The organism is Chryseobacterium paridis, from assembly GCF_016595215.1.
Lineage (GTDB): Bacteria > Bacteroidota > Bacteroidia > Flavobacteriales > Weeksellaceae > Chryseobacterium > Chryseobacterium paridis.
This window is the reverse complement of the sequence record NZ_JAENHK010000010.1, coordinates 2,521,595-2,535,226: the sequence shown is the minus strand read 5'-3', so window position 1 is coordinate 2,535,226 and position 13,632 is coordinate 2,521,595. Positions and strand designations below refer to the sequence as shown.

General features: G+C 34.6%; 10 protein-coding genes. 6 read left to right on the top strand and 4 right to left on the bottom strand.

Translation table 11 applies throughout. The annotated features are described in order from the left end of the window. Positions 1–3: 3 nt before the first annotated feature. Positions 4–1,161, bottom strand: a complete 1,158-nt coding sequence (locus tag JHL15_RS20900; protein ID WP_200249034.1) for a serine hydrolase domain-containing protein — start codon at positions 1,159–1,161, stop codon at positions 4–6. Between the two features lie 195 nt (positions 1,162–1,356). On the opposite strand from JHL15_RS20900, the gene JHL15_RS20895 reads away from it, so the two are divergent. Then, the gene (locus JHL15_RS20895) at positions 1,357–2,766 is read left to right on the top strand and encodes a pyridoxal phosphate-dependent decarboxylase family protein (protein WP_200249031.1); all 1,410 of its coding nucleotides are present in this window, start codon (positions 1,357–1,359) and stop codon (positions 2,764–2,766) included. A 27-nt stretch (positions 2,767–2,793) separates the two neighbouring features. Here JHL15_RS20895 and JHL15_RS20890 read toward each other — a convergent pair whose 3' ends face one another. Further along, positions 2,794–3,519, bottom strand: a complete 726-nt coding sequence (locus tag JHL15_RS20890; RefSeq protein ID WP_200249028.1) for a Dph6-related ATP pyrophosphatase — start codon at positions 3,517–3,519, stop codon at positions 2,794–2,796. A 109-nt stretch (positions 3,520–3,628) separates the two neighbouring features. Between JHL15_RS20890 and JHL15_RS20885 the strand changes: the two genes are divergently transcribed. Beyond that, positions 3,629–6,361, top strand: a complete 2,733-nt coding sequence (locus JHL15_RS20885; RefSeq protein WP_200249026.1) for a M16 family metallopeptidase — start codon at positions 3,629–3,631, stop codon at positions 6,359–6,361. A gap of 75 nt (positions 6,362–6,436) precedes the next feature. Here JHL15_RS20885 and JHL15_RS20880 read toward each other — a convergent pair whose 3' ends face one another. Next, positions 6,437–9,784, bottom strand: coding sequence for a methylmalonyl-CoA mutase family protein (locus tag JHL15_RS20880; protein WP_200249025.1), 3,348 nt, complete (start codon positions 9,782–9,784; stop codon positions 6,437–6,439). Positions 9,785–9,966: 182 nt separating this feature from the next. On the opposite strand from JHL15_RS20880, the gene JHL15_RS20875 reads away from it, so the two are divergent. Beyond that, entirely contained in the window at positions 9,967–10,299 is a 333-nt protein-coding gene (locus tag JHL15_RS20875; protein WP_200249024.1) for a hypothetical protein, read from the top strand. On the opposite strand, the gene JHL15_RS20870 is transcribed toward JHL15_RS20875, so the two are convergent. Beyond that, positions 10,296–11,387 carry a DUF3667 domain-containing protein gene (locus JHL15_RS20870; RefSeq protein ID WP_200249023.1) on the bottom strand — a complete coding sequence of 364 codons (1,092 nt, stop codon included), beginning with the start codon at positions 11,385–11,387 and terminating at the stop codon, positions 10,296–10,298. The two genes, JHL15_RS20875 and JHL15_RS20870, sit on opposite strands and share 4 nt — an antisense overlap. A gap of 389 nt (positions 11,388–11,776) precedes the next feature. Between JHL15_RS20870 and rplM the strand changes: the two genes are divergently transcribed. The 3 genes from rplM (at position 11,777) to rpsB (ending at position 13,593) form a co-directional block, all read left to right on the top strand. Further along, on the top strand, positions 11,777–12,232 hold the full coding sequence (rplM, locus tag JHL15_RS20865; RefSeq protein ID WP_089027987.1) for a 50S ribosomal protein L13: 456 nt from the start codon (positions 11,777–11,779) through the stop codon (positions 12,230–12,232). A gap of 5 nt (positions 12,233–12,237) precedes the next feature. Continuing rightward, positions 12,238–12,624, top strand: a complete 387-nt coding sequence (rpsI, locus tag JHL15_RS20860) for a 30S ribosomal protein S9 (protein WP_172280899.1) — start codon at positions 12,238–12,240, stop codon at positions 12,622–12,624. A 207-nt stretch (positions 12,625–12,831) separates the two neighbouring features. Next, positions 12,832–13,593 (top strand): 30S ribosomal protein S2, encoded by a 762-nt coding sequence (gene rpsB / locus JHL15_RS20855; protein ID WP_089027985.1) that lies wholly within the window; start codon positions 12,832–12,834, stop codon positions 13,591–13,593. Positions 13,594–13,632: the final 39 nt, after the last annotated feature.

Genomic DNA, 13,632 nt, shown 5'->3' with positions numbered 1-13,632 from the left:
TTTTCACGAAAGCTCAATTTTTTTATTAGGATCAGGTTTGATCATTTGTTTTCTCATGTCAATAACTGTATTTTCAATAGCATCAGTAATTTTCTTTACTTCGATATGAGGTCTAAAGATATAACCTTTACCTTTAGCTTCATCAGCGATATTGGATAATATAATCACTGAGGTTTTAGTTTCCGGGTAATAGATGTTAAGAGAGGGAGAGCCTTTGACATATCCGCTATGAAAGTATGCTATAGGTTTTCCAATATTCAGCATAATTCCATATCCATATCCCATCTTTCCTAAAATAGCATGGTGTCTTTCCGCACTTTTAGAAATAAATTTCTGAAAGGTTTCCGGTTTTAAAACCTTACCGTTGTAAAGGCTATTATTCCAAAGATGAAGATCATCAATTGTCGATAGTATACCTCCGGCAGGGATTCCAATTTCTTTTCCGCCTAACCTTTGAGGCATATTGGGTACTTTTTCTGCATTCTTTAGATTTCCTAGATAAGCGCTCGCAAAGTTTTTCCCTTTGAATGTGTTTCCGGTTGAAGAATTTTTCATTCCTATTTTTGAAAATAAACCCAGAACATTTTCATCGTACGATTTTCCAGAGACTTGCTCAACGATTTTGCCTAGTGCATTAAAACCATCATTGGAATAGAAAAAATCGGATCCGCTTTCAAAAAGTAATTTTCCGCCTAATAGATTGAGACCAGAAGTGTGATTTAAAAGTTGATGAATGGTGATGTTTTCATATTCTTTGTTCTGAGCTTCTTTTAGATATTTTGAAACTTTATCTTCTACATTCAGTTTACCCTGTTCCATTTGAAGCAGAACAAGAGCTGCAGTAAATTGTTTGCTTACTGAACCAATGGCAAAAATAGTACTGTCATTGATTTTTGTTTTATTTTGGAAATTAGAGAAACCATTTTCTTTTTGATATAACTGAAGGGTATCCTTGAAAACTGCAATACTTCCATTAAAATTAAATTTAGAGAATACAGAGTCAATCTGTTTTGCCAGCAATTTTCTCTCGAATGCCGTAATAGTAGAATCTACGATAGCATTTCTATCAACAATTTTAGTTGGTTCAGGTGTGTTTTTACAGGCTGTTAATGATAATGTGACAGCAAATAGAGAGATCAGTAAATGGGAGATTTTCAGCATTTGTTTGTTATTTTATGCTACACCATCAAAAAGGATGCAAATTGCTTATTTTAAAAGAAAAATAATAAGTTTAAAATTCTAAATTTATCATTGAGGTTACTGGGCATCTATTTGTAAAATGACAGAAAATCTGTAAATTATATAAGTTGAATTAAGATGGAAAGTAATAATTTTGATTAGATTATTAATTCAACAATGAAAACATACCTGGAAAATGATTGGTCAGAAATTGACAATCTATTAGATATCATAAAAAATCAAGGATTATCTTATCTAAGTACATTATCAGACAGGCCAACCTCGATTGATCAAAAAGAAGCTTCCCGAGAAGAAGGAATGCCGGAGTCTGGCTACGGAACGAAAAAAGTATTAGAAATCTTTAATGAAAGATTTGAACCTGTTATTGTTGGATCATCAGGTCCCAGATATTGGGGGTTCGTAACTGGAGGTGCTACGCCAGCTTCTATTGCCGGGGATTGGTTAACCTCAATCTATGATCAAAATACCCAATCTACAAGTGGGCAAGGAGATGTTTCTGCGGTCGTGGAATTGGAAACGATAAAACTTATGCTTGATCTTTTGGGACTTCCACAAAGCTTTTTGGGAGGTTTTGTAACAGGAGCAACAATGTCTAATTTTACCTGTCTGGCAGTAGCAAGACAATGGATCGGGAAAGAAAAAGGAAAAGATATTGCGAAAGACGGTATTTCAGTACCTTTTAAAATACTCACAGCAACGCCTCATTCTTCAAGTTTGAAATCATTATCTCTCTTGGGAATTGGAAGTGGTAATATTGTTAAGGTTAAAACAATGGAAGGCAATCGTGAGGCAATGTGTATGGAAGACCTGGAAAATCAGATCTTGGAATTACACGGAGAGCCTTTTATTTTGATTTCAAGTGGGGGAACAGTAAATACGGTAGATTTTGATGATTTTAAAGCTATAGCAGAACTAAAAAAGAAATATAATTTCTGGTGGCATATTGATGCTGCATTCGGAGGTTTTGCAGCTTGTGCAGATAATACCAAGCATTTAGTAGAAGGATGGGAATTTGCAGATAGTATTACTATAGACTGCCACAAGTGGTTGAATGTTCCTTACGAAAGCGCGCTCTTTTTTATAAAAGAACAATATAAAATATTACAAGTGGAAACTTTCCAGAATTCCAATGCTCCTTACTTGGGAGATCCTCTGGAAAATTTTAGCTATTTGAATTTTCTTCCGGAGAACTCAAGAAGATTGAAAGCTTTGCCGGCCTGGTTTTCGTTGATGGCTTATGGTAAAAATGGATACAAGGAAATTGTTGAAAGTAATATCTTATTATCCCAAAAATTTGGGAAATATATTGAAGACAGCAATGATTTTAAATTATTAGCACCAGTCAGATTAAATACAGTTTGCTTTACTTTAAAAGACAATGCTTATCAGGATAAGGTTAATGAATTTCTGGAAAAGCTTAATAATACAGGGAAGGTGTTTATGACCCCAACATTCTACAATCAGCATAAAGGGATCAGAGCTGCATTTGTAAATTGGAGAACTAGTGAGAAAGATATAGAATTGGTATTTAATATAATGACTGAAATAATTTCAACATTAAAATAATATACTACATAACCCTGCTATATTTTTTTATGGCAGGGTTTCTTTTGAAATTAAGTCACAAAACCAGAAGACATAGTCTTCATCATTTTTGTGATCATCAGCTTTGGGTTTTGGATAAGTTTTCTTCACGATTTCACCTATCTCAAATAAGATGGGATTTTTAAAAAGGGGACCATCAAAAGTAAATGTGTGAAATTCCCCATTTTCTCCACAAGGGTCAACATTATCTGGTAGATCTGCTATGAATTTTTCATCGATAATTCTTCCTGCAAAACTTTTGTCTAGATAAGTTTCGTTTACGCAGGTAATAATCGTTTTAAAACCTAAATCCAGAAATTCATGAATAAGGTTACTAGTATCTTTTTTCCAAAGAGGGAAAACAGCTTCCATTCCAATAGCTCTCAATTGATCTTCTCTATATTTTCTTAAATCTTCCAGAAAAATATCGCCAAAGATAGAATGGGATATACCTTGTGATTGCAATCCTGCCATAGTTTTTTCCATGATGTCACTATATTGCTCCATAGAGGGCTCTTTAGGTATTTCCATTTTAATTAAGGGAAGTCCGATGCTTGATGCTTGTTGCTCTAACAGAGAAACTTGAACACCATGCATAGAGATTCGCTGAAATTCTTCATTGATGCTTGTTAATAAACAGGTTATATCAAACTTATTTTCATTTATTGTCTTGTATAATGCAAGGGCAGAATCTTTCCCGCTGCTCCAGTTGAATAGGGCTTTTGGTCTTTTCATTAAATAGTGATATTTTTAATGTTTTCATGTAACATTTAGCAATATATAATTGTCTTATATATTGGTGACTGAAATTTTTTTAAAATTAATTCAAATTAAATAAAACTAGATGAGAAATTTGTTATTAGGGACTGCTGTCCTGTTTTTTGTAGGAGCTACCAACCCTGTTTTTGCACAAAATACAGAAGCTCCAAAATTTGTAGGCAATACAGAAGGTATCAAAGAGTACACTCTTACCAATGGGATGAAAGTACTTTTACTTCCTGATCCTTCACAGAGTAATATGGTTGTGAATATTGTATATAATGTAGGTTCAAAAGATGAAGGATACGGAGAAAAGGGAATGGCGCATTTGCTGGAACATATGTTATTCAAGAGTACCAAAAACCTTGGAGATATCAAAAAGCAACTTTCAGATAAAGGAGGTCAGGCTAACGGAACTACTTGGTATGACAGAACCAATTATTATGAAATCTTTCCATCCAATGAAGAGAACCTGAAATGGTCCCTACAAATGGAGGCAGATAGAATGATCAATGCTACTATTTTACAAACTGATTTAGATAAAGAATTTTCTGTAGTACGAAATGAGTTTGAAATCGGGGAAAATAATCCTACCAGAGTAATGATGCAAAACGTATTTTCTAATGGATATGTATGGCATAATTACGGAAATAGCACAATTGGCAGCAAGGAAGATATCGAGCGTGTAAAAGCTCCTACCTTAAGAAAATTCTATGAGAAATATTACCAACCGGATAATGCAACTCTGATTGTTGCTGGAAAATTCGATGAGAAAAATGCATTGAAATATATTTCTGATTATTTTTCAGTAATCAAAAAACCTTCACGTGAATTAGGAGGGACTTATACCGTAGAGCCTGCGCAGAATGGAGAAAAGTATTTTGAAATCAAGAGAAATAATGACCAGCAAATTATAGCTGCAGGGTATCATACTTCTGCCTATGCAGATAAAGATTATGCCGCATTATCTGCACTTTACGAGATTCTTACTTCAGATCCATCCGGATATTTATATAAAAGCCTGGTAGAGACCCAGAAAGTTTCCGGAATCTGGACATTCAGTCCTGTTTTAAGAGATCCGGGGATGGTATACTTTAATTTTGATGTTCCAAAAGATAAGAACTTAGACGAAACCACAAAACTCGTAAGGACAGAACTGGATAAAATCTCCTCCATCCAATTTACTCAGGATGATCTTAAAAGAGCTAAAGCGAAGCTGATTAAAGATATCGAAAACCAGAAAAATAATACGATTAATTTTGCGATTAATCTTACCGAAATTATCGGGGCAGGAAACTATAAATTAAATTTCCTGTACCGTGATAATGTAGAAAACCTAAAACTGGAAGATATCAGTAAGGTTGCTCAAAAGTATTTTAAAAACAACAATCGTACGATGGGTGTTTTCCGTCCTTCTCCTAATGAGGAAAGAGTATTCCCTACTGAATTTAGAGATAATCAGATTGCAGATCTGGTAAAAGATTACAAAGGGAAAGCATTGGAAAAAGAACCAGCTCCTTTCGAGGCCTCCATAGCGAATGTTAAGAAAAACCTTACTGAAGGAAAACTTTCTAATGGAATGAAATACGGACTTATCAATAAAGAATTAAAAGGAGACAAAATTCAAGGGAATTTCCGTTTCAGAATCGGAAATGAAAAAGACCTTCAGGGCAAAGAAGCTATTGGAAATATTACTGCTTCTTTATTGAGTTCCGGAACCAAAACCAGAACAAAAGAGCAAATAAAAGATGAGCTAGATCAAATGAAATCTTCTGTGTACGCTTATGTGTATGAGCAGAATTTAATCATTGGAGTCAATACTTACAAACAATATTATCCAAAGGTAATGGCAATCGTACAGGATATGTTGACGAATGCTACTTTCCCGGAAAATGAGCTGGCAAAAACAATCACTGAAGTAAATACACAGTTGGAAGGACAGCTGAAGGATCCACAGGCTATCGCAGGTAATGAATTGCAAAGATTAGCATCCTCATATCCTAAAACAAGTATCTTCTATGTGTCTTCCCTGCAGGAACAAATTGATGAAAATAAAAAAGTAACCAGAGCCCAGGTTGTTGATTTCTATCAGAATATTATAGGAGCATCCAATGGAGTAGGAACTTTAATAGGAAATATTGATCCAAAACTGGCTTCTTCGGAATTAGAAAAAACATTTGGAAAATTTACTGCTAAGTCAAAATTTGTTGAAGTAAAACCAACATTCTTTGAAACTAAAAAACAAGATAAAAATATCATCACTCCTGATAAAGAAAATGCAGTTGCCCTTGGAACTTCAAGTTTCAAAATGTCACAAGACCACCCTGATTACCCGGCATTGGTAATGGCTAATGAAATTTTAGGAAGTGGAGGATTCCTTTCTGCAAGATTACCGATGAGGTTGCGTGAAAAAGAAGGGATCTCCTATGGAGTTGGTTCGTATCTGGATGTTCCTGTTTCGAATGATGTTGCTTCATGGAATTATTATGCCTTTTTAAATCCTACCAAAAGAAATGCTGTAGAAGCTGCCATCAAGGAAGAAGTTAACAAAGCACTGGCTTCAGGATTTACACAGGAAGAACTTGATTCCAACAAAAAAAGTTATGCTAATGAAAGGAAAACCAGCCTAGGTTCTGATGGAACACTTGTTAACCTGGTAAATACTCAGCTTCTTTTTGGAGTTTCATTGGATAAATTTGATGAACAGAATACAAAAATTCAGAATCTGAAATTATCTGAAGTGAATGCTGCTTTGAAAAAATATCTTTCTGAAAATAATATTATTTCTGTTTTTGCAGGAGATTTTAATAAAAAATAAGATTTGTATTTAAATATAAGCCAATAAAAAAACCGCAGAATTTCTGCGGTTTTTTTATTTTTATTCGTAACCCTGTTACATATTTCTTCTGTACTTGCCACCTACTTCAAATAAAGCATTGGTGATTTGTCCAAGAGAACAGTATTTCACTGCATCCATCATTACTCCAAATAGGTTCTGTTGATTAATGGCTGCATATTGTAATTGTTTTAAAGCTGCTTCGGATTTATCCTGGTTAGCTTGTTGGAAGTTGTGAAGCGTTTCTATCTGAACCTGCTTTTCTTCCTCTGTAGAACGAATAACTTCTCCCGGACGAACAGTTGGTGAACCATCCTTTCCTAAGAAGGTATTTACCCCAATGATCGGATATTCTCCGGTATGCTTCAGCCATTCATAATGCATAGACTCTTCCTGGATTTTTGAACGCTGGTACATGGTTTCCATAGCACCAAGAACACCTCCTCTTTCTGTAATTCTGTCGAATTCTGCATATACAGCTTCTTCAACAAGATCTGTAAGTTCTTCAATAATAAATGAACCTTGAAGAGGATTTTCATTTTTCGCTAAACCAAGCTCTTTATTAATGATTAACTGAATCGCCATAGCTCTTCTTACGGATTGCTCTGTAGGAGTAGTAATGGCTTCATCATAAGCATTTGTATGAAGAGAATTACAGTTATCATAGATGGCATATAACGCCTGAAGCGTCGTTCTGATATCATTGAAATCAATTTCTTGAGCGTGAAGAGAACGTCCCGAAGTCTGAATGTGATATTTCAACATCTGGCTTCTTTCATCTGCTCCATATTTTAGTTTCATTGCCTTTGCCCAGATTCTTCTTGCTACACGTCCGATTACAGAATATTCCGGGTCGATACCATTGGAAAAGAAGAATGACAGGTTAGGGGCGAAATCATTGATATCCATTCCACGGCTTAAGTAATATTCCACATAAGTGAAACCATTGGCCAATGTGAATGCTAATTGCGATACCGGATTAGCTCCAGCTTCTGCAATATGATATCCTGAAATAGAAACAGAATAGAAGTTTCTTACTTTTTCTTTAATAAAATACTCCTGAACGTCACCCATTAGTCTCAAAGCAAATTCGGTAGAGAAAATACAAGTATTTTGTGCCTGATCTTCTTTTAAGATATCTGCCTGTACAGTACCGCGTACCGTAGCAATCGTATGAGCTTTAATTTTTTCGTATTCTTCTTTTGGAATAATCTCATCTCCGGTGATTCCCAATAGTTGTAGTCCTAATCCATTATTGGATGGTGGAAGCTCACCATTATATTGAGGTCTTTGAAGTCCTTTATCGTCGAATTTAGCTTTTAATACTGCTTCGACTTTAGCCTCTAATTGATGCTCAGCAATATACTTTTCAACATTCTGATCAATAGCTGCATTCATGAAGAAAGCTAAAAGCATAGGAGCCGGGCCATTAATCGTCATTGAAACTGACGTTAATGCATTGATAAGATCAAAGCCGGAATATAATTTTTTCGCATCATCCAGGGTTGCAATAGAAACTCCGGCATTTCCAATTTTACCATAAATATCTGGTGGAAGAGCAGGATCCTGTCCATATAATGTTACAGAGTCGAATGCTGTCGATAAACGCTTTGCGGGCATTTCAGCCGAAACATAGTGGAATCTTCTGTTCGTTCTTTCAGGACCTCCTTCTCCGGCAAACATTCTTGTTGGATCTTCACCAGTTCTTTTGAACGGATAAATTCCTGCAGTGAATGGAAAACTTCCCGGAAGATTTTCCTGACCTTTCCATGAAATAAGATCACCCCAGTCATTATATTTAGGTAAAGCAATCTTTGGAATTTTTAAATGGGATAAAGATTCTGTTGAGGTTTCAACCTTGATTTCTTTTCCACGAACGAAATAGGAATAAAATTCCTGGTGGAATGCTTTTTTAGTGTCATCCCAGTTTTTAAGGAAATCAATATTTTCCTGTTGAAGGTCTTTTTCTGCTTTCTGATATTCAGCATCTAAAGCTTCATTAGAAATGATATTTTTTACTCCGTCAATATGATACATCTTTCTGGCTAATTCAGCCTGTTTCTCAATATTAACATCGTATTGTTTATTGTTTTCAACAATTTCAGAAAGATAACGAACCCTTTTAGGAGGGATAATTGTTACTTCATCTGTAATTTCCTGCTCTACGAAAGTATTCAAATTTAAATCTGAAAATTTATCGTTAACCTTAGAAATTAATCTGTTGTATAATTCTGTTGTTCCGTGATCATTGAACTGAGATGCTTTTGTTGCATATACCGGCATATCATCCAATGGGCTTTCCCATAGTAAATGATTTCTCTGAAATTGCTTTCTTACTGCTTGTAATGCATCTAAAGCACCACGTTTGTCTGATTTATTTAAAGCAACTAAATCTGCATAATCTAACATGTCGATCTTTTCCAATTGAGTCGAAGCTCCATATTCAGGAGTCATCACATACATGGAAACATCTGCGAAGTCTGAAACCTCAGAGCCTGATTGTCCAATACCTGATGTTTCAAGAATAATAACATCCGGATGTGCCAGTTTTAAAACATTCAATGCAGAATGGATAAATGGAGAAACGGATACATTGTTTTCTCTTGTAGCCATTGATCGCATATAAACCCTTGAATCATTGATCGCATTCATACGGATTCTATCTCCAAGTAATGCTCCTCCTGTTTTCTTTTTTGAAGGGTCAATCGAAATAATAGCAATTTTTTTATCTGTATTGGAACGAAGAAAACGTCTTACTAACTCATCCGTTAATGAAGATTTTCCTGCACCTCCGGTACCTGTGATACCAATAATAGGAATGTTTAGATCTTTTGCTTTTTCGTCAATCGCTTTTACTAACTCTGGCTTTTCATCAGAAAAGTTTTCAACAGCAGAGATAATGGAAGCAATACTGGTTGAATTTTCAAAACTAATTGCATCCAGATCGTTTGCTGTCACATCTTTTCCTGTCGCAAAATCCGATCGGTTAACCAAATCATCAATCATTCCTTGAAGGCCTAGCTCACGGCCATCGTCCGGAGAATAGATTCTATCGATTCCGTAGTCCATCAGGTCTTTAATTTCTTCAGGCAGAATTACACCGCCGCCGCCGCCGAAGATCTTGATCTGCGGAGAATTTTTTTCCCTCAGAAGGTCATAGATATATTTGAAATATTCATTATGACCTCCCTGATAAGAGGTTAATGCTATTGCATTGGCATCTTCCTGGATAGCTGTATTTACAACTTCCTCAGCTGATTTATCGTGACCAAGGTGGATGACTTCGCAGCCAGTTCCCTGAATGACACGACGCATAATATTAATTGCAGCATCATGTCCGTCAAATAATGACGCTGCTGTTACAATTCTAACTTTGTTTTTAGGGGTATATTTTTGGGTTTCCATAAAAAATCTAGAAAATTTCTGAATTTCCAAATATAATAATAATACGGAACATAAGATTTAACTTTATACTTCTTTAACTCAGTTGATTAAGTGTTTTCGTGGATTTTGAGATTCGCCATTTACTCAATAGGATACATAGAAATAATAAGTAATTTATTTACTTTTGCAGAATATACTATTATATGCAGAAAGCGTTGATTTATTTTACAATTGGGACTGTGGTGAGTTTTCTTATCAATTATTTCTTTTTAAGCAGCCTGAATACCGGTCTTGATTTATACTATGCTATTGCTTTTGGTTTTGCCTGGGGCCTGGCTTATTATTTAGATACTCCCAATTTTACACTGCCACAAAAACTCGGATTGTCTTTTGCGGCAATGGGTGTCTTGGTATTGATTGGAGCTCTTATTTTTGATTTGAAGCTTGCAATTCCATCTATACTTAAGTTTTCAACTGTGTTTGTTGCCTATTACTTAATAGCCAGTTTTAGAGGAAGCAAGTCTTTACGCAACTAGTGCATCATGATAAAGCTAATATATGATAATATCATAAGCATAAAAAGTAGTCCGATACAGTTGATTATAAACAAAATAGAACCTTTTAAAATACTTTTTCTTTTACTGCTTTCATATACTCTGTGATGAGCAATAAAGAAATAAGCAGAGGTATAAAAGAACAATACAACATAAAATAACCTGAAAATTGTTTGGAAGATTTTATAATCCGGTATCATTTTTACTAAATGGCCGAAAAGAATGAAAATGAGTGAGCTTAAGAGAATGAAGGAGAAATAATGTAAGGTAAATATGCCATGATCAAAATACCACCATTTTTTCTTACTGTGAAAAAGCCATAGGAAAAATGCAAATATAGGTAAATAGACGAATAAGGCTTTTGGAAATGTATGTATAAATGTGTCTACAAAACGGCCAACTATTTCCTTTCTTTTTAACCCTCTGTCTTGTAAGTGAAATATTTTTTTAGCAAATGGTCTCAAAGTATTGTAATTTTTACCTCCTTTTACACTCATTGAATCATACTGCTTCATATTAGTTGCGCCTAATATTGCAAATTGATCCCGGTCAGTATCTATAATTTCCTTTTTTGAAAGTACCTCTTCAATTTTATCAAGTTTTGATATACTTTTCACTATGGTACTATCCGCACCACTTTCTCTGATGATTTGGTTTTTTATACTGTCGGATATCTGGGCTGCTTGAATTTTTTTATTTTCTTTCTCTTTTTGTACAGAATGTTTTTCTGCGTTTTCCTCATCTGGATTTTCAGATTGTGGAAAAAGAGTAGGAATAAAGAAGGTTAAAAAACTGATAAATATATATAACTTAACAGGAGCTACGTATAGTTGTCTCTTTCCTGAAAGATATTCTTTTGTTAATTTTCCCGGATAGAAAAGTAAATACTTTATGGTTTTCCAGAATTGACCATCATAATGGGTGAAATCCTCAATAAAATGAGTGAAAAGAAAATAAAATGGTTGGCGTGGTTCAGTATTTTCCTGTCCACAATGAGGACAGAACCTTTCTTCTACTGTGTGTCCGCAGTTAAGACAATTTTTTTCTTCTCTTGTTTTTCCGTGGCTCATGATTATTATGGCTTTGCGGCAAATATAATTATTTCGGAAAAGAAAAATAATTTTTTACATGAATTTTATGTAAAATCTAATTTTAAGAATGTTTAATTGGTAAGCGTATTGATGAATTTTTGTGGAAAAGTTAATAAAGTAAGAGTTTAGTAGCTAAACTCTTTACTTTATCACCTGTGTTTTTAGAATCTTCTAAAACTTTTTTTTCATCGAATATGAATTTGCAATATCTGTGCCAAGAATATTTTTCATAGATAAAATCTGTCGAATCGTTTAAGCAAAACATGTAACCTGCATATTAAATGAAATATGTTTTTCCATTACAAATTTAATTTGTATCTTTGCACACCCTTAGAGGGAAAATTATGTTTAATCTTTAACTAAAACGTGTGAATACATTAAGTTACAAAACTGTTTCAGCGAACAAAGCTACTGCTAATAAAGAATGGGTTGTGGTAGACGCTGAAGGACAACCGTTGGGAAGACTAGCTTCTCAGGTTGCAAAGATTTTGAGAGGTAAGCACAAAACAAACTTTACACCTCACGTAGATTGTGGTGATAACGTTATTGTTTTGAATGCTGGGAAAATTACGCTTTCCGGAAACAAGTGGGAAGATAAGACTTATATCTGGCATACAGGATATCCAGGAGGTCAAAAATCTATGACTGCGGCTGAACTTCAAAAGAAAGATTCTTTGAAAGTATTAGAAAAGTCTGTAAAAGGTATGTTACCTAAAAACAGATTAGGTTCTGCTTTATTCAAAAACCTTTATTTATATGAAGGAACTGAGCACAAGCATGAAGCTCAACAGCCTAAAACAATTAATATTAACGAATTTAAATAATTAATATGTCTACAGTTCATAAAATTGGTAGAAGAAAAACTTCTGTAGCAAGAGTTTACGTAAAACCAGGTACTGGTAATATTACAGTAAACGGTAAAGATGCTAAAGATTATTTCTCTACAGACGTAATGGTTTACAAATTAAATCAACCATTTATCCTTTCTGAAACTGTTGGTCAGTATGACGTTACCGTAAACGTATTCGGTGGTGGAAATACAGGACAAGCAGAAGCTATCAGATTAGGTATTTCAAGAGCTTTATGCGAAATCAACGCTGAGTTCAGATTAGCATTAAAGCCAGCTGGTTTACTTACAAGAGACGCAAGAATGGTGGAAAGAAAGAAGCCAGGTCAGAAAAAAGCAAGAAAGAGATTCCAATTCTCAAAACGTTAAGATTTCCTGTTGGCAAATGGCTTATAGCTATTGGCTACAGAAATGTATTAAATTTTATTTAAACTTAATCTCGGCGAAAAGCCAATTGCGATAAGCAAAAAGCCAACCGCCAATTGCCCGTTACGTTTAGCATCCAAACGCTTCTCCCATCTAAAGAAGTTGTTGATTGTTTAAAAGACGGAAAGTAAACTAACAAAAACAGAAAACATGGCAAAAGCAAATGTAAAAGACCTTTTAGAGGCTGGTGTACACTTCGGTCACATGACTAGAAAGTGGAATCCAAATATGGCTCCATACATTTTTATGGAGAAAAATGGTATTCACATTGTAGACTTACATAAAACAGCAGTAAAATTAGATGAAGCATGTAACGCTTTAGAAAAACTTACTTCTGCAGGTAAAAAAGTTCTTTTTGTAGCTACTAAAAAGCAAGCAAAAGAAGTTGTTGCTAAGCACGCTTCAGAACTTAATATGCCTTATATTACAGAAAGATGGCCAGGAGGTATGTTAACAAACTTTGTTACTATCAGAAAGGCTGTTAAGAAAATGAACTCTATTGATAAGATGAAGAAAGATGGAACATTCGAAACTTTATCTAAAAAAGAGAGACTTCAGGTAGACAGACAGAGAGCTAACCTTGAAAAGAACTTAGGTTCTATTTCTGACATGGTTCGTCTTCCTTCTGCAATATTTGTAGTTGATATCTTAAGAGAGCACATCGCAGTAACTGAAGCTAAGAAATTAGGTATTCCAGTTTTCGGTATCGTTGATACGAACTCTGATCCTAGAAAAGTAGATTTCGTTATTCCTGGAAATGATGATGCTTCTAAGTCTATCGATATGATCCTGAATGTTGTTTCAGATTCTATCAGAGATGGTCAATCTCAGAGAAAAGCTGACAAAGAAAAATCTAAAGAAGAAGGAGAAAAAGTATCTGCTGATACAGATGCTGATTTCGATGCAGAATAATTAAGGATTTTCTTTAATATAAAAAAAGCCACTAATTTT